The organism is Sphingomonas sp. 2R-10 (assembly GCF_030062225.1).
Lineage (GTDB): Bacteria > Pseudomonadota > Alphaproteobacteria > Sphingomonadales > Sphingomonadaceae > Sphingomonas.
In genome coordinates, this window is sequence record NZ_JASCXF010000043.1 from 17,048 (window position 1) to 34,443 (window position 17,396).

Sequence of the window (17,396 nt, forward strand, 5' to 3'; positions counted from 1 at the left end):
TCATGAGCCTCGCCCCTCGCCTCGACCTGCGCCAGTCGCAATCGCTGGTGATGACGCCGCAGTTGCAGCAGGCGATCCGCCTGCTCGCGCTGTCGAATCTGGAGATAGAGGGGTTCATCGCCGAGGAGGTCGAGAAGAATCCGCTGCTCGATTCGGGCGGCAGCGGCGGCGACGACGACGGCCCCGTGTTCGAAGCGCCGGAGACGCCATCATCGTCCGACCCTGCCGGATCGGACGAACTGCTCGGGATCGGCGCGGCGAGCGGCGAATCGCTCGACATGGACCTGGGCGAAACCTTCCACCACGACAGCGCGTCGGACGGCGTCGGCTCGCTCGACGGCGGCCTCGGCCTCGGCGCGACCGGCAGCGGCGGCTATGAGGACGCGCCCGATCTCGACGCCTTCGCCAGCGACGACATCTCGCTGACCGACCATCTGCTGCAACAGGCCGGGGCCTGCGTCGCCGGCGGTGACCTGTTCATCGCCAGCGCGATCATCGACCAGATCGACGAATGCGGCTATCTCTCCGCCTCGCTGCTCGACATCGCCAACCGCCTCGGCGTGCCGCTGGCGCGGGTCGAATCGGTGCTGGGCATCGTCCAGACCTTCGACCCCAGCGGCGTCGGCGCGCGCAGCCTAGCCGAATGCCTGACGATCCAGGCGAAGGAGGTCGACCGCTACGACCCCTGCATGGCGCGGCTGATCGACAATCTCGACCTCGTCGCGCGCGGTGCGCTGCCACAGCTGCGCCGCATCTGCGACGTCGACGACGAAGACCTCGCCGACATGATCCGCGAGTTGCGCAGCTACGATCCCAAGCCCGGCTGCCGCTTCGGCGGGGAACGCACGCAATCGGTCGTCCCCGACCTGTTCGTCGCGCCGCGGGGCACCGGCTGGGCGGTCGAGATCAACGGCGCCACCCTGCCGCGCGTGCTGGTCAATCGCGGCTATTTCGCCGAACTGAGCGCGAACGGCGACAAATCGTCGAAGGCATGGCTGTCGGACTGCCTCGCCAGCGCCAACTGGCTGGTGAAGGCGCTCGACCAGCGGCAGCGCACCATCCTGAAGGTCGCGACCGAGATCGTGAAGCAGCAGGAGGCGTTCTTTCGCAACGGCGTCGCCCATCTCCGTCCGCTGACGCTGGCGAAGGTGGCGGAGGCGATCGAGATGCACGAATCGACCGTCAGCCGGGTGACCTCCAACAAATATCTCGCCTGCCCGCGCGGGCTGTTCGAGCTGAAATACTTCTTCACCTCCGCGATCCAGTCCGCCGATGGCGGCGAGGCGGTGTCGGCCCTCGCCGTCAAGGACGCGATCCGCACGCTGATCGCGGCCGAAGACCCCAAGAAGATCCTGTCCGACGACACGCTGGTCGAACTGCTGAACGCCAAGGGCTTCGACATCGCCCGGCGCACCGTCGCGAAATATCGCGAGGCGATCGGGCTCGGCTCGTCGGTGCAGCGCCGCCGGCAAAAGGCACTGGGCGGGTAGGACTTTCCTACAGGCGTGGACGTCGCCATGATCGCCGGTGCTCTTTCCCACCGTAGATTCCGCCGCCCTGCCGATTGGGTGAGGTCACGCACATCGCGAAACGCGCACGAGTGTGACCTTTGTGACCTTTGGCCGTCGCACCACGGTCAAGTGGTTAAAATCATTCAACCCCGTTCGGTTCGAGTAGCGATCGAGCGAAGTCGAGAGCGCGTATCGAGAACGGGGTTCCGCTGGGCAGGCGTTCTCGACGAGGGTCGGATTGTCCCCCGGACAATCCTGATACCCAAGCAGGGCATGGTTCACCCGACCCTCTTCTCGACAGGCTCGAAGCTGCTCGAACCGAACGGATCATCAGGTTCAGACGTCCAGCTTCTCGTAATCCGCCGGCGGCGGCACGCCTTCCATCCGCTCGGCCAGCAGCGGGCGGAAGCTCGGGCGGCTCTTCATGCCGACATACCAGCGCTTGGCGAGGTCGTGCGTCTTGAAATCGATCCCGCCCAGATAGTCGGCGATCGAAATCTGCGCGGCGGCGGCCAGGTCGGCGAGGCTCATCGTCGCGCCGCCGATCCACTGCCGGTGGTCGAGCAGATAGTCGATATAGTCGAGATGCTCGACCGCCGCCTTCATCGCCTCGCGCAGCACCCGCGTGTCGGGCGTCTGGCGGTGGACGATGCGCTTCTCCATCCGCTCCATCAGCAGCGGGCCGGTGATCTCGCGGTAGAATTGCGTGTCGAACCACGTCACCAGCCGCCGCTGCTCGGCACGGTCGGCGGCGCTGCCGTTCAGCATCGCCGGCTTGTCGCCCGTCTCCTCGATATATTCGCAGATCGCCATCGAATCGATCAGCCGCACGCCGGCCGCGTCGTCGATCATCACCGGGGTCTGGCCCGCCGGGTTGATGTGCAGGAATTCGTCGCGCCGCGCCCACGGCGATTCGCGCACCGGCTGGTAGCCGATGCTCTTTTCCGCCAGCAGCAGGCGGACTTTCCGCGAGAAAGGACATAGCGGGAATTGCAGGAGCTGCCACATGGTCCCGTGTTAGGCGGCACGGTTGCGCGGCGGAAGGGGATTCTTGTGGGATTGCTCGTGTGCGTGCTGTGGCTGGTCGCGGCGGTCGCGCTGGCCGACCGGTCGCCGCGCCCCTGGGTACAGGGCGTTGCGGCGGTGCTGGCGGGCATTGCCGGCACGACGCTGCCCGATCTCGACCTGTTGCTGCCGATCGGCCACCGCAGCGGCCTGACCCACTCGCTGCTGCCGCTGGCGCTAGCGTTGTTCGCCACGCGCTGGCGACCGGTGATGGCGGGCCTCGCGATCGGTATCGGCCTGCACCTTGCCGCCGACAGCTTCCCCAACGCTATGCGGGGCTATGCCACCGTCAAGCTGCCGGGGACCGGATCGATCGGTGCCGCCGCCTCCTATGTCTGGCTGGGGGTACAGGCGGTGGTGGCCAGCGTCGCGGGCGCGGTGCTGCTGGCCGCGTCGCTGCCGCTGCGGATCGCGGTGCCCGCCGCCGCCGCGCTGGCGGCGATCGGCGCGGCCTATCTCTTCGCCACCGATGGCGGCTGGCCGGCGCTCGGCATCTATGCTGCGTTCGGCTGGCTCACGGTGCGGCACCGCGCAACATAAGATCGTCCGTTCGTACCGGGACGTTCGCTTTTTGTCGGGTTAAACGATCTGGAAACCGTTGCTGCGCGACAATTCGTCGATGCAAGCCAGCTTCTCGATCACCAACGATGTCGCCCACGGGTTGATGCGGATCACCATGGCCGGATTCTTCGAACCCGCCGACATCGCCCGATTCGTGACCGAGCGCGATGCCGCGTTCCGGCAACTCAGGACCCGCCCCAACGAGCATCTGTCGCTGGTCGACATCCGCGCGATGGATATCCAGGCGGCGGAGAGCGTGATGGGATTCCAGCAGGTGCTGTCCGATCCGCGCTACCGCTCGCGGCGCATCGCCTTCGTCGTCGGACGGTCGCTGGCGGCGATGCAGATCCGCCGCGCCGCCAAGGGCCGCGACACGCAGTATTTCGACGAGGCGGACGAGGCGGAGGCGTGGCTGCTCGCCACGCCCCCCGAAGCCAGCCTGTCCCGCCGCACCGGTTGACCGCTCAGGCGGCGACCCCGGCGCGGACGGCCTCGGCCTCGTCGCGCAGCGGATGCGCCAGCCGGGTCAGCATCTCGCGCGGCACCACCTGCCAGAAGCGCTGCTTCGCCCGGTCCCAATCCTCGAGGATCGCGCCCGACCAGCGGCTGTCGGTGGTGGCATGATGCTCGGTGATCAGGCCCTTCAGCACATTCTCCCAATGCGCCGTCCCCAGCCGGTGGAGCGTGATGCTCTCCGGATTGTGGTTCCGCTCGAAGCTGTCGTCATGGTCGTAGATGAACGCCATGCCGCCGGTCATGCCCGCGCCGAAGTTCGTGCCGGTCCGCCCCAGCACCACCGCGACGCCGCCGGTCATGTATTCGCACCCGTTCGCGCCGCAGCCCTCGACCACCACGGTCGCGCCCGAATTGCGCACCGCGAAGCGCTCGCCCGCCTGCCCCGCCGCGAACAGCCGGCCAGAGGTCGCGCCGTACAGCACGGTATTGCCGACGATCGTGTTCTCGTGGCTCAGCAGCGGTGACGACACCATTGGGCGGACGGTGATGATCCCGCCCGACAGCCCCTTGCCGACATAATCGTTGGCGTCGCCGAACACCTCCAGCTTGATGCCCTTGCACAGGAACGCGCCGAGGCTCTGCCCCGCCGAACCGCGCAGCCGCACGGTGACGTGCCCGTCGGCCAGCTTCGACATGCCGAACTTGCGCGTGATCTCGCTCGACAACCGGGTGCCGACCGCCCGGTGGGTGTTGCGCACCGAATAGGTCAGCTGCATCTTCTCGCCGCGCGAGAAGACCGCCGCCGCATCCTTTATCATCTGCGCATCGAGGCTGTCGGGCACTTCGTTGCGGAAGGTCGACAGGCTGAAGCGCCGCTCGCTCTCGTCCGCATCGACTTTCGCCAGGATCGGGTTGAGGTCGAGGTCGTCGAGATGCTCCGCGCCCCGGCTGACCTGCCGCAGGAACTCGGTCCGCCCGACCACCTCGTCGAGGCTGCGCACGCCGAGGCGCGACAGGATCTCGCGCACTTCCTCGGCGATGAAGGTCATCAGGTTGATGACCTTTTCGGGCGTGCCGGTGAACTTGGCGCGCAGCCGCTCGTCCTGCACGCACACGCCGACCGGACAGGTGTTGCTATGGCACTGGCGCACCATGATGCAGCCCATCGCGACCAGCGACAGCGTACCGATGCCGAACTCCTCGGCGCCGAGGATCGCGGCGGCGACGATGTCGCGCCCGGTCTTCAGGCCACCATCGGTGCGCAGCACCACCCGCCCGCGCAGGCCGTTCAGCGTCAGCGTCTGGTTGACCTCGCTCAGCCCCATTTCCCACGGCGTGCCCGCGTACTTGATCGAGGTCTGCGGGCTCGCGCCGGTCCCGCCGACATGGCCCGACACGAGGATGACGTCGGCATGCGCCTTCGCCACGCCCGCCGCCACGGTGCCGATGCCGGCCGAACTGACCAGCTTCACGCACACCCGCGCCTTCGGGTTGATCTGCTTCAGGTCGTAGATCAGCTGCGCCAGATCCTCGATCGAATAGATGTCGTGGTGGGGCGGCGGGCTGATGAGCGTCACGCCCGGCGTCGCGTGGCGCAGCTTGGCGATGAACTCGGTCACCTTGAAGCCGGGCAGCTGCCCGCCCTCGCCGGGCTTGGCCCCCTGCGCGACCTTGATCTCGATCTCGTCGCAGGCGTTCAGATATTCGGCGGTGACGCCGAACCGGCCCGACGCCACCTGCTTGATGACCGAATTGCCGTTGTCGCCATTCTCGTACGGCTGGTAGCGGACGCTGTCCTCGCCGCCCTCGCCCGACACCGCCTTCGCGCCGATGCGGTTCATCGCGATCGCCAGCGTCTCATGCGCTTCCGGCGACAGCGCGCCCAGCGACATGCCCGGCGTCACGAAGCGCTTGCGGATTTCGGTGATCGCCTCGACCTGATCGATCGCCACGCCGGTCTCGGGGAAGTTGAACTCCAGCACGTCGCGCAGATACACCGGCGGCAGATCGCGCACCCCGCGCGAGAACTGCATGTAGGTCGAATAGCTGTCGGTCGCGACCGCCGTCTGCAACAGGTGCATCAGCTGCGCCGAGTAGGCATGCGCCTCACCGCCGCCGCGCTGGCGATAGAAGCCGCCGATCGGCAGGTTCACGACCGCGCTGTCGAACGCCGCGTCATGCCGCTGCGTCGCGTTGACGTGCAGCGAATGATAGCCCTCGCCCGAAATCTTCGCGGGCATCCCGGGGAAAAAGTCGTTGACCAGCGCCCGGCTCAATCCCACCGCCTCGAAATTGTACCCGCCGCGATAGCTGGAGATCACCGCGATCCCCATCTTCGACAGGATCTTGAGCAACCCTTCGTCGATCGCGGTACGGTGGCGCTTCAGCGCCTCGTCGATCGAAATCTCGCCGAACAGCCCGCGCGCATGGCGATCGGCGATGGCGGCCTCGGCCAGATACGCGTTCACCGTCGTCGCGCCGACGCCGATCAGCACCGCATAATAATGGGTGTCGAGGCATTCCGACGACCGCACGTTGATCGACGCATAGGACCGCAGCCCCTTGCGGACGAGATGCGTATGTACCGCCGCCGCCGCCAGCACGCCTGCGATCGGCACCCTGGTCGCATCCAGATGCTCGTCGGTCAGGAACAGCTCGCTGCGCCCCTCGCGCACCGCCTGTTCGGCCTGCGCGCGGACCCGGGCGATCGCGGCGCGCAGCGCCTCCGGCCCCTCGCCCGCCGGGAAGGTGCAGTCGATCTCCGCCGCCTGGTTCCCGAAATGCGCCTTCAGCCGCAGCCAGTCGGTGTTGGTCAGCACCGGGCTGTCGAGCACCAGCACCGCGCTCGCCCGGTCGCCGGTGTCGAGGATGTTGGCGAGGTTGCCGAACCGCGTCTTGAGCGACATGACATAGCGTTCGCGCAAGGGGTCGATCGGCGGGTTGGTGACCTGCGAGAAATTCTGGCGGAAGAAGTGGCTGATGAGGCGCGGCTTGTCGGAAATGACCGCCAGCGGCGTATCGTCGCCCATCGATCCGATCGCTTCCTTGGCCCCCTCGACCATCGGCGACAGGATCAGCTCCATATCCTCCAGCGTCTGTCCGGCGCACACCTGCCGCCGGGCCAGTTCGGCGCGGTCGTAGCGCAGCGGCTCGGCGGTGGCGGCGGGCAGGTCGTCGATCGTCAGGAACTTGCCGGTCATCGCGGCATAGTCCGCCTCGCCCGCGATCTTGTCCTTGATCGCGCGGTCCTTGTAGAGCTTGCCCTCGCCCAGATCGACGGCGAGCATCTCGCCCGGCCCCAGCCGGCCCTTTTCAACCACCGTCGTCTCGGCGACCGGGACCATGCCCGCCTCCGACCCGACGATCAGCAGCCCGTCACCGGTCAGCGTGTAGCGCAAGGGGCGCAGCGCGTTGCGATCCAGCCCGGCGACCGCCCAGCGGCCATCGGTCATCGCCAGCGCGGCGGGGCCGTCCCACGGCTCCATGACGCTCGCGAGGTAATCGTACATCGCGGTATGCGCCGGCGGCATGTCGGACGCGCCCTGCCATGCCTCGGGCACCAGCATCAGCTTGGCGGTCGGCGCGTCGCGGCCCGACCGGCAGATCGTCTCGAACACCGCATCCAGCGCCGCGGTGTCCGACGCGCCGGCCGGGATCACCGGCTTGATGTCTTCCGAGCGTTCACCGAACGCGATGCTCGCCATCTTGATCTCGTGGCTGAGCATCCAGTTCTTGTTGCCGCGGATCGTGTTGACCTCGCCGTTATGCGCAAGGCAGCGGAACGGCTGCGCCAGCCACCATTGCGGAAAGGTGTTGGTCGAATAGCGCTGATGAAAGATCGCGACGCGCGATTCGAAGCGTTCGTCGGTGAGGTCGGGATAGAAGTCCGACAGGCTCTCCGCGAGGAACAGCCCCTTGTAGATGATCGAACGGCACGACAGCGAACAGAAGTAGAAACCCGTGATCTGCGCGGCGATGATCCGCTTCTCGATCCGGCGGCGGACCAGATACAGGTTCTTCTCGAACTCGGCCTCGTCCATCTCTTCGGGCGCAGGGCCGGCGATCATGATCTGCTCGATCTCGGGCCGGGTCGCCTGCGCCTTCATGCCGATCACCGACACGTCGACCGGCACCTGCCGCCAGCCATAGATCGACCAGCCCGCCTCGATGATCTCCGATTCGACCAGCGTGCGGCACGTCTCCTGCGCGCCCAGGTCGGTGCGCGGCATGAACACCATGCCGACCGCGAGGCGGGCGTGCATCGGCTTGTGCCCCGACGCGGCGATCGCATCGTCGAAGAAACGGTGCGGCAGGTCGACATGGATGCCCGCGCCATCGCCGGTCTTGCCATCGGCATCCACCGCGCCGCGATGCCATACGGCGCGGAGCGCATCGATCGCCGACTGCACGACACGGCGCGACGGCTTGCCATCGGTCGCGGCGACCATGCCCACGCCGCAGGCATCGCCCTCGAACTCGGGGCGATACATGCCTTCGGCGGCGAGGCGGAGGCGTTCGGATTCGATGGTCATCTACTTTCCCTTCGCGGGGGCGGTCAGCGACCGCATCGTCATCATGATCGACCGTCCCACGGCAGACGTGATCGCCTGGGCCAGCTTGTTCGTTTCGTCGGTCACCGCCGCCTGCAACTTCGGGACCACCGCCTGGAACCGGCGACCGGCCGGCGTGGCGCTGAACTTGGCCAGTTCGCCGATTTGCGCGGGCGTCATCGCCTGCAACGATCCGACGAGGTTCATCGAACCCGTCAGGTCGTTCGTCGTGAGCGCGCCATTGGTCTTCGCTGCCGCCGCGATCTTTGCGGTATCGACATTGGCCGCCACCGCATTTTGAGCCGCCTGCCCGGTCGGCGACAACAGGAACCGGGTCACGTCGCGCAGGTCGGCCGCCGACAGGTTGGCGGCAGCAACCGCCGCGATCCGCTGCTGCATGCCCGGCAGGCGTTCGCGATAATTCCGCTCGACGACGGTAGCACCTATATCGAGCAGCTTGGCGCGCGTCCCGGGGTTACGCTGTTCGATCGTGACGAGCATCGGCTGCTGCGCCAGTGCGCGGGCGCCTTCGGTCCGGAACGACGCGACGGCGGCGCGCGTGGTCGCCTCGGCCGGGACATAGGCCTCGCCAAAGGCCCGTGCCTCGGCCGACAGCGTGGCGGTCGCGGCGGGCGAGGCCGGCGGGGCCGGGGCCGCTGCCGGGGCCTGCACCAGCAGCAGGGCGAGCACGGCGATCATGCCGCCACCTTCGCGGCCTTGGCCTTCGCCTTGAGATACGCGTGCATTCGCTCGGTCACGTCGCGCCCGTCGCGAATCGCCCACACCACAAGGCTCGCGCCGCGGACGATGTCGCCCGCCGCGAACACGCCGTCGAGCGACGTCATCATCGACTTGCCGTCGACCCGCACCGTGCCCCAGCGGGTCACGCCCAGTTCGGGCGCATCGAACAGCGTCGGGAGGTCCTCCGCATCGAAGCCCAGCGCCTTCACCACCAGATCGGCGTCGAGCAGGAATTCGTTGCCCGGATCGGTTTCCGGCGCGCGGCGGCCGCTGGCGTCGGGCGCGCCCAGCCGCATCCCCGTCGCACGGACCTGCACCACCCGTCCGTCGCGCTCGTCGAACGCGGCGGGGGCGGAGAGCCAGACGAACTCGACGCCCTCTTCCTCGGCATTGGCGACCTCGCGCTGCGATCCCGGCATGTTGGCGCGGTCGCGGCGGTAGAGGCATTTCACCGACGTCGCGCCCTGGCGGATCGCGGTGCGGACGCAGTCCATCGCGGTGTCGCCGCCGCCGACGACGACGACATTCTTGCCCGCCGCGTTCAGCGACCCGTCGTCATAGGCCGGCACGCTGTCGCCGAAGCCGATCCGGTTCGACGTGGTGAGGTAATCGAGCGCATCGACCACCCCGCCGCTGCCGATGCCCGGCGCCTTGATCGCGCGCGGCTTGTAGACGCCGGTCGCGATCAGGATCGCGTCGTGCCGCTCGCGCAGCTCGTCGAGCTTGGCGTCGCGCCCGACCTCGAACCCTTCGTGGAAGACGATGCCACCTTCCTTCAGCCGCTCGACGCGGCGCATGACGACCGGCTTCTCCAGCTTGAAGCCGGGGATGCCGTAGGTCAGCAGCCCGCCGGCGCGGTCGTGGCGGTCATAGACATGCACGTCGTAGCCGAGGTTGCGCAGCCATTCAGCCGCGGCAAGACCCGCCGGTCCCGCCCCGACGATCCCCACCGACTGGCCACGCGCCGGACCCACCGCGACCGGCTCGACCCAGCCCTTTTCCCACGCGGTGTCGGTGATGAACTTCTCGACCGACCCGATCGTCACCGCGCCGTGGCCCGAGAATTCGATGACGCAATTGCCCTCGCACAGCCGGTCCTGCGGACAGATGCGCCCGCAGATCTCGGGCATGGTCGAGGTGCTGTTCGACAGCTGATACGCCTCCTGCAACCGCCCCTCGGCGGTCAGGCGCAGCCAATCGGGAATATGATTGTGCAGCGGGCAATGGACCGAGCAATAGGGAACGCCGCATTGCGAACAGCGTCCCGCCTGATCCTCGGCCGTCGGCGGCGCGTAGCGTTCCGCGATCTCGCGGAAATCCTCGGCGCGCAATTCGGGCTCGCGTTTGGCCGGATAGGCCTGTGGTCGCGAAACGAACTTCAGCATTGCTTGATCGGCCATGATGCCCTCCGGACGCCCGAAAAGCATATCTGGCCGACGGAGTCACGCAACAAACGATCTTAAGGTAAGCTATGCTGACCTTGTTTTGCAGGTCGACCTGCGGTTTACTTTAGAGTCGCTCGCAACAAGGACTTTTAGAACCGAAACGGCCCTATGCCGTTGCGGTAATATAGCCCTGCGAGAGCAGGTAAATCAGCGTTCCGCCCAGCATTAGGCGGTAGACCACGAACGCCATATACCCCCGCGTCGACACGAGCTTCAGGAATCCGACGATCGATGCATATCCCACGACGAACGAAATGATCGTCGCCAGCAGCGTGGGTCCGGGACCATAGGGGCCGAACTGTCCCCAGGTCTTGTGCAGCTGGTACAGACCCGACGCCAGCACCGCAGGGATCGCCAGCAGGAACGAATAGCGTGCCGCCGCCTCGCGGGTGAAGCCCATGAACAGCCCGGCGGTGATCGTCCCGCCCGATCGCGACACCCCGGGCAGCAGCGCCATCGCCTGCGCGAACCCGAACACGATGCCGCTGCCCCAGCGCAACCGGTCGATCCCCCAGCGCCGCCGCCCGACGACGTCGGCGATGCCCAGCAGGATGCCGAACCCGATCAGGCTGAACGCGGTGAACCACAGGTTGCGCAACGACGTCTCGATCGCGTCCTTGAACAACAACCCCAGCACGACGATCGGCAACGTGCCCACGATCACCAGCCAGCCAAGTCGCGCATTGTCGCGCGCGGCATGGTTCTGCCGTCCCGTGAACTGGCCCAGCCACGCGGTCGCGATGCGCCAGATGTCCTTGCGGAAATACAGCAGCACCGCCGCTTCGGTGCCGATCTGGATGATCGCGGTGAACGCCGCGCCCGGATCGGTATGCGACGGCAGGAACGCGCCGGCGATACGCAGATGCGCGCTCGACGATACCGGCAGGAATTCGGTCAGCCCCTGGATGATGCCGAGGATCGCGGCTTCCAGCCACGCCATGGCAGGAGTCACGCGCGCGCCACCTTGTTGAAGCGGCCGTACTTGCGATAGACGACCAGCCATTCCGGCGCGACCGTCGCCAGCGGCACCGGCCGCACGTCGAACGCCTCGATCCCCGGCACGTCGCCGCCCGCGACATTGTCGCGCGACAGCATCGCCCACTGATCCTTGCTGATCGGGGTGAGCGGCATCGCCGCGATCGCCCCGCCCAGATCGCTCGGAATCTCGACGAAGCGCACGTCGCGCCCGATCGCCTGCGCGATCCAGCGGTTGAGTTCGCCCATCGTGATCACGTCGGGTCCGCCGATCGCATAGGTCTGCCCGCCGAAACGCTCGGGATCTGCCAGCGCCTTGACCACCACCTGCGCCAGATCGACGACATAGATCGGCTGGAACTTCGTGCCGGCCGCCATCACCGGCACGATCGGACGACCGATCAGCGCAGGCGATGCCGAGATCATCCCGGCAAAGCGATTGACGAACCCGTCCTCGCGCCCGAACACGATCGAGGGGCGCAGGATCGTCGCGGTCGGGAACGCCGCGCGAACCGCGTCCTCGCCCGCCGCCTTCGACCGGCCATAAGCGGACGGCGACGCGGCATCGGCGCCGATCGCCGAGATCTGCACGAACGCCTTTGCGCCGGCCGCAGCGGCAGCCTCGGCGATGGTCCGTGCGCCGGCGACATGCACCTTGTCGAAATCACCCTCGAGGATGCCAACGAGGTTCACGACGGCATCCGATCCGGCGACGGCACGCGCGACGGTATCGGGCCGCGACAGGTCGGCGGCGACGAACTGCGTCTGGCCGAGCCCCCCCTGCGTGCGCAGGTACAACGCCTGCCGCGGATCGCGCTGCGCGATGCGGACGCGCGCGCCCGCCTTCAGCAATTCCTGCACGACATAGCGGCCGACAAAGCCGCCGCCACCGAACAGCGTCACCAACTGGTTCTTCATCGAGTCCGCCTTGTGCCTGCCTGTGTGCCGTCCCCATGCCGCTCCCGCAGCAAAACGGCAAGGACCCCGTAAAAAACGCGCAACAAGTTGTTGACACTCCGCCGACCCACCCGTAGAGGCCCCCTCCTACCCCGTGCCCAGATGGCGGAATTGGTAGACGCACCAGCTTCAGGTGCTGGCGATCGCAAGGTCGTGGAGGTTCGAGTCCTCTTCTGGGCACCATTCACCCCTAAGGCTTAGAAAGCCTAGGGTTTGGCAGAAATCCTAGGATTTTTACGAGCGTCTAGTACAAAGGTACGAGGACGACAGCCAATGTGTTCATACCTCCATCGCGCCCCGAACGGGGTCTATTATTTCCGCATGGGGATACCCGCGGACCTGCGCCCCTTCATGGCTGGCAAGCGAGAGATTAAGCGGTCGCTAGGTCTAAAGGACCGGGAAGCGGCTAAGGCCCTCATCCCTGATATCACCAAGACGGCCCATGCTCTGCTCAAGCAAGCTGAGCGGGATAAGGCCGCTGCCGTCCCTCCCCCTATCATTGCCCCTAAGCCTGCGTCCCAGATCGAACGGGAGCGGAAGCGGTGGGAAGCTGACCAGTTACAGGCTGAGCTTACGGCCGACGACCTGTTTGCATCTGACAGTGAGATAGAGCGGCTAGAGCCGGTCATGGATGCATTGGCAGCGGGGATAGAGACAGACGCTTCCCCGGCTGACGTGGCTAGGGCTGGCAAGCTGTTAGTCGGGCATGAGCGGGAGAATGCCGGGGCGCTGATCGCGTCTATGCAAGCTCGCTACGGAAAGACTGCCCGCGCATCGGAAAGCCAAAATCAGGCCGTCGAGTACAGTCCGGATGCCTCCAATGAGGGCGAGGGCAAATACCTAGATACAGATATCCTCGACGGTTGGGCCGCTGAGCGTAAGCCGTCGCCCCGTGGCAAGGATGCCTACTGGCGGGATGCCAAGCTGTTCAATGCCATGATGGGCCGTAAGTCCGTCGAGCTAATCACCAAGGCCGATGTGATGGCCTACAAGCGCAAGCTGATAGCGGACCCTGCGCGTTCTCAGGTCAATGTACGGGATCGGCTGGCCTACCTGCGGACCCTGCTAGAGTGGGCGGCGCAAGAGGATATCGTACCCGTCAACGTGGCCCGTGATGTGAAGATGGCTGTGACTGAGCGTGGAGAGAAGCGGAAAGACTTCTCTGCCGATGACCTCAATGCCCTGTTCGCTGGCCCGGTTCATGCCAAGGGCGAACGGCCTAAGGGCGGATATGGTGAAGCTGTCTATTGGCTTCCCCTGCTAGCCCTGTACATGGGTGCGCGCCGGGAAGAAATTGGACAGCTACGGGTGCAGGACGTGAAGCCCGTTGCCTACATAGACGATGACGATAAGCGACAAGAGGTATGGTGCATCGACATTACAGATACGCCCGATGACGATGCCTTGCCTAATCAGATCAAGAATGAGGCAAGCAATAGGCTGGTCCCGCTGCATCCCAAGCTAATCGAGCTAGGGTTCATCGACTATGTGCAGAAGCTGCCAGATCAAACAGGCCGTGTATTCCCCGGCTTAAAAGCTGTAGGCATCGGCAAGAAACTAACCGATAAGGTAGGCCAGTGGTTCAGCCGCTATAAGCAGGATTGTGGAATAGAGGATAAGGCCAAGGTCTTTCACTCATTCCGCCATACATGGAAGACCCATGCCGTAGATGCCGGTATCCCTGAGCGGGTATGCCGGCAGTTCCAAGGGCATGAAGGTAAAGACGCTGCCGACAAGTACGGGGCTGCTCCATCTATGCGGGTAATGGTAGCGGCTATTGCATCTTATCGGGTGCCGGGTTTGAATATGACTGGCCGGAGCGAACAGGCGACGCTACCAAGTGAGTAGGCCATTCCTGTAGCGGGATACTAGCGATGCCATATGAGCGATGGATAACGGCTGATACATGCTGGCTTCTATCGCTAATTGTGCTTCCCATCAGTGTCAAAGCGGAAGGGTATTTCCAAGCGTGCGCTGTTGCTGCGATCATTGCGTATTTATGGTGGCGCAATCGTGAGGGACGCAAAGCGGATTGGCTTGATGAGCAAGAGCGGCAAATAAGATTGCGGTCTGAATTGGACGCCGAGGCGAACCTTTGACCCCGAACGAACCGAACATACAGATACCCGGTCTCGCCCCCGCTCAGCCCCGTCAGGAGTCGATTGGAAGCGTTCGGGTGTCTGTAGGCCGGGATGAGCTATCGCCTCTCAGCGACTCTCCTAGGCAGGTTCTCAGGCATCCGGTCCAAGCGGTACGCCAGCCTCGCGGCGGGCAGCCTCCCCGGTCGGTGCGATACGGACGCCGGTCGCCGACTGCATATAGGCCATGTCGCCGACGGGGGTGCCATGGGAGCGGCGGGCGGCGTCTCCGGTCTGGGGTGCGCGGATGCCGGTCGCATCCTGTCCGCCCTTGTAGGGATCATAGCCGGTCATGCTCTGCCCCGCCTGCGGAGCGGCTGGGGGAGCCTGCGACACGAGGGTATAGCCGGTCGGACCCATGATCCACTGCGGGCCGCTTGCCGGTGCCTGAGCGGGCACTGCGGGAGCCTGAGGGGCATTGGGTTTCAGGCCGTTGAAACCGAACGAGCTTGCCACGGTCATCCCTGCCGGGATCGAGGCGGCATCGGGAACATCAGGAGTATCGGCATATGCGTCACCCGTGCTGCCAAGCGCATCGGCAATGGTCCAGTTAGCGGCATCGGCTTCGGTCACTTCACCCTTGCTGATTGCCAGCGCCTTCGCATCCTCAAGGATCATCGGGGCGAGGCTATCCAGATGGCTTTCGTCGCCACTGTTGTTATAGGCAGTCAACGCCTTGTCATACTGAGCGACCGTAGCATCATCGCTATTGTGGATCAGATCGACAGCGATATGCAAAGTATCTCGCAAAGCCGGAACGCGTTTGGCGAAAGCATCTAGCGCCATCTTATAGGCCACATTGGCGGGCTGGCCTTTGGCAACCTCCGCTTGTGCCTGTTGCTGTACAGCGCGAGGATTATAGCCGTGAATAGCAATAAGGGAGAGAGCCGCCTTTACCTTAATGGCTTGGCGGGGAGTTAGTGCGGTCATGGGTTTTCCTTAGGATTGGAGTGGCGGAACGTCGCCAATGGTTCGCTGTGGCGGGATCGATCCAAAGCGGATGCAGGCGACTAGGAAGCGAAAAGCATGCTTGAACCGGGTAGCGTCGAGATTGGGACGGCCAGCAGCCTCCCAGAGCGCACGAACATCAACGGCCATACGGCGGGCAATGCCTTGGGCATCCTCTGGCAGGTCGTAGATTGCAGGCGTTACAGCCCGGTCAGAAAGCTGGGGCCATCCGGCGTCATGCTCGATCGCTTGCCGGGTCAACAGGAGAGACAAGCCCACCGCACCGCTGGGGATATTGGCGGCAGCTAGGACCGCATCGGCCTTGCCACTCAAATGCCATGCAGTGACAGCGCCCCATTCTACATGCGCTCGGGTAGCGTCAGCGTAGCGGCCTGCCCGCTGTAGCAGATCATCAAAGGTACGGGGTTCGACGTGCCATCTAGGCCGGGTATCAGCGGGGAATGAGCGGGGAGGCTTGGGTGCCTCTCCCGTTCCCCAATCATGCAGGTCGTCCATTACGCGGATGGCTGGCCTTTGAAATAGCCGCGAGCCTTGCTCTGCATGTAGATGCTCATTGCTTCCTGCGGCTTGCCGGGAGCAAGGGCCATGATGACGGCAGGGATGGCTTGGGGTTTTTGCGTTACGAGATATTCGTAAGCATCATCGACCAGTGCAGCGAAGCCGTTGCATTCATGCTCTTTGGGAACAGAGTCTTTGAGGTTGTCGTCCCATGTTTTCTGCATGTAGCGGATAGTGAAGCCCGTACTAATCAGGTTGTTGTCCGCATTGCTCTTCGTCTCAACGCGGATATCTGAGAAACGGCTAAGCCGCTTGGCCCGGTCATCGGCATCTTGCTTGGCAAGGGCAGCAGCGAAGCGATCCTTCGCGTCCTTCAATTCGCCAGTGAGCTTGCTAACTGCATCAATAGCAGGCTGTCCAAGTAGATCAGTAAGGGCATTCGCCTTGGCGAGGTTGGCGCTTAGAGTTTCGATCTCATCGGCGATACTGCCAATCGTATTGATGTTGGTCATTGGTTTTCCTTGTAGTGCGGTAAGGAGTTAACGGCGCGGAGCGAATACGCCGATGCCGCGCTTTTCATGGCGATAGGTGCGGATAGTGCCGCTATCGGCATCGGCAGCAGCCATCAGCTTTGCAATGGAGGGACGGCCAGCAGGCTTAGTCTTTGCGTAGTCGGGAAGCGGAATGCCGAGAATATCAAGGCAAAGGCGGAAGCCGCCACGGACACGGCTATCCACATTCTCAATATGGGCAGCAACACGGGGATCATGAATGCGATCGAGATTAACAGGAACGGGGTTCATCGTGCATCCTTCGATAGGAGGGAGTAATATTGACAAAACTTACAGATAGATGTCCCGTTTGCTCGTAAGCAAACAGGAACGGGTAATCTGATATGCTCGGAATAAGGGCCTGCCAGATACCAACAGGAGCAACGTGAATAACTGGCAGTCCTATTAGTGTCGTACCCATGGCCGATGGGCAGAAGTCATGGAGATGGGAAGACACTAAGGGGAGAGGATAGGCATTCCTCAGATTGATACCGCACTCGGCTAGGTGTCTGGGAAACCATGACCAGAGAACCCAATACCTATGCGGTTACGACACAAGGGCTTATGCTTGCCTTGGACCGGAGCACGATATCAATCGGAAGAATGTGTATGGGAGATACGGTATTGAACCGTGGATTAGGATATACCTATAATGGTATGATCGTTAGATTTGATAGATTGACTGTATCCCGTGGTCCCCCCGGACAGATAGATAGCCGGATTGAGCAAATCCGCTCTGTCACTATGGAGGAGCACTACAGCAAGCATGATCGTTGAGTTTGATTAGCTGACTTGTATTGCCCGTGGTCCGATACCATGCATCATCCTGTTAAAGATGGCACATCCCGTCGCTCTTAGAGCCCAACCGGAAATTAGGTTGAGCGATTTCAGCCAGTTGTGATTCACCGAGGGTTGCGAAGACCACGGGGATCATATGGGCTGGACCGAAACCGCTCGCCGCGAGCATGACAGAAGAAGG

The 17,396-nt window shown here is 64.3% G+C and carries 13 protein-coding genes and 1 tRNA gene; 5 read left to right on the forward strand and 9 right to left on the reverse strand.

The window, feature by feature from the left end; translation table 11 throughout:
- Window positions 1-2 precede the first annotated feature (2 nt).
- Window positions 3-1,490 carry an RNA polymerase factor sigma-54 gene (gene rpoN / locus QLH51_RS16685; RefSeq protein WP_125661366.1) on the forward strand — a complete coding sequence of 496 codons (1,488 nt, stop codon included), beginning with the start codon at window positions 3-5 and terminating at the stop codon, window positions 1,488-1,490.
- A gap of 357 nt (window positions 1,491-1,847) precedes the next feature.
- Here rpoN and QLH51_RS16690 read toward each other — a convergent pair whose 3' ends face one another.
- The gene (locus QLH51_RS16690) at window positions 1,848-2,519 is read right to left on the reverse strand and encodes a glutathione S-transferase family protein (RefSeq protein ID WP_125661363.1); all 672 of its coding nucleotides are present in this window, start codon (window positions 2,517-2,519) and stop codon (window positions 1,848-1,850) included.
- Window positions 2,520-2,564: 45 nt separating this feature from the next.
- Between QLH51_RS16690 and QLH51_RS16695 the strand changes: the two genes are divergently transcribed.
- Both QLH51_RS16695 and QLH51_RS16700 read left to right on the forward strand, forming a co-directional pair.
- Window positions 2,565-3,116: a hypothetical protein gene (locus QLH51_RS16695; protein WP_125661360.1), complete on the forward strand. Its 552-nt coding sequence runs from the start codon at window positions 2,565-2,567 to the stop codon at window positions 3,114-3,116.
- A 58-nt stretch (window positions 3,117-3,174) separates the two neighbouring features.
- Window positions 3,175-3,597, forward strand: coding sequence for an STAS/SEC14 domain-containing protein (locus tag QLH51_RS16700; RefSeq protein ID WP_125661357.1), 423 nt, complete (start codon window positions 3,175-3,177; stop codon window positions 3,595-3,597).
- A 4-nt stretch (window positions 3,598-3,601) separates the two neighbouring features.
- Here the strand turns inward: QLH51_RS16700 and gltB are convergent, their stop codons facing one another.
- From gltB to QLH51_RS16725, 5 genes are all read right to left on the reverse strand, one after another.
- Window positions 3,602-8,125 carry a glutamate synthase large subunit gene (gene gltB, locus QLH51_RS16705; RefSeq protein WP_125661354.1) on the reverse strand — a complete coding sequence of 1,508 codons (4,524 nt, stop codon included), beginning with the start codon at window positions 8,123-8,125 and terminating at the stop codon, window positions 3,602-3,604.
- Window positions 8,126-8,842 (reverse strand): hypothetical protein, encoded by a 717-nt coding sequence (locus tag QLH51_RS16710; RefSeq protein ID WP_125661351.1) that lies wholly within the window; start codon window positions 8,840-8,842, stop codon window positions 8,126-8,128.
- The gene (locus QLH51_RS16715) at window positions 8,839-10,284 is read right to left on the reverse strand and encodes an NAD(P)-dependent oxidoreductase (protein ID WP_125661348.1); all 1,446 of its coding nucleotides are present in this window, start codon (window positions 10,282-10,284) and stop codon (window positions 8,839-8,841) included. Before QLH51_RS16715 ends, QLH51_RS16710 begins: the two co-directional genes overlap by 4 nt.
- Before the next feature lie 151 nt (window positions 10,285-10,435).
- Window positions 10,436-11,281 (reverse strand): undecaprenyl-diphosphate phosphatase, encoded by an 846-nt coding sequence (locus QLH51_RS16720; protein WP_241217978.1) that lies wholly within the window; start codon window positions 11,279-11,281, stop codon window positions 10,436-10,438.
- Window positions 11,278-12,222 (reverse strand): complex I NDUFA9 subunit family protein, encoded by a 945-nt coding sequence (locus tag QLH51_RS16725; RefSeq protein ID WP_125661345.1) that lies wholly within the window; start codon window positions 12,220-12,222, stop codon window positions 11,278-11,280. The genes QLH51_RS16720 and QLH51_RS16725 overlap by 4 nt, the downstream gene beginning before the upstream one ends.
- A 135-nt stretch (window positions 12,223-12,357) precedes the next feature.
- Here QLH51_RS16725 and QLH51_RS16730 point away from each other — a divergent pair.
- Both QLH51_RS16730 and QLH51_RS16735 read left to right on the forward strand, forming a co-directional pair.
- Window positions 12,358-12,444: transfer RNA gene (locus QLH51_RS16730), tRNA-Leu, on the forward strand.
- A 90-nt stretch (window positions 12,445-12,534) separates the two neighbouring features.
- The gene (locus QLH51_RS16735) at window positions 12,535-14,109 is read left to right on the forward strand and encodes a site-specific integrase (protein ID WP_125661342.1); all 1,575 of its coding nucleotides are present in this window, start codon (window positions 12,535-12,537) and stop codon (window positions 14,107-14,109) included.
- Between the two features lie 383 nt (window positions 14,110-14,492).
- Here the strand turns inward: QLH51_RS16735 and QLH51_RS16740 are convergent, their stop codons facing one another.
- The 3 genes from QLH51_RS16740 to QLH51_RS16750 all read right to left on the reverse strand — a co-directional run bounded on the left by QLH51_RS16740 (window position 14,493) and on the right by QLH51_RS16750 (window position 16,669).
- A complete protein-coding gene (locus QLH51_RS16740) occupies window positions 14,493-15,329 on the reverse strand; it encodes a hypothetical protein (RefSeq protein ID WP_125661339.1) in 837 nt (278 codons plus the stop codon).
- Between the two features lie 533 nt (window positions 15,330-15,862).
- The gene (locus QLH51_RS16745) at window positions 15,863-16,378 is read right to left on the reverse strand and encodes a hypothetical protein (protein ID WP_125661336.1); all 516 of its coding nucleotides are present in this window, start codon (window positions 16,376-16,378) and stop codon (window positions 15,863-15,865) included.
- A 27-nt stretch (window positions 16,379-16,405) separates the two neighbouring features.
- Window positions 16,406-16,669 carry a hypothetical protein gene (locus QLH51_RS16750; protein WP_125661333.1) on the reverse strand — a complete coding sequence of 88 codons (264 nt, stop codon included), beginning with the start codon at window positions 16,667-16,669 and terminating at the stop codon, window positions 16,406-16,408.
- Window positions 16,670-17,396 lie beyond the last annotated feature (727 nt).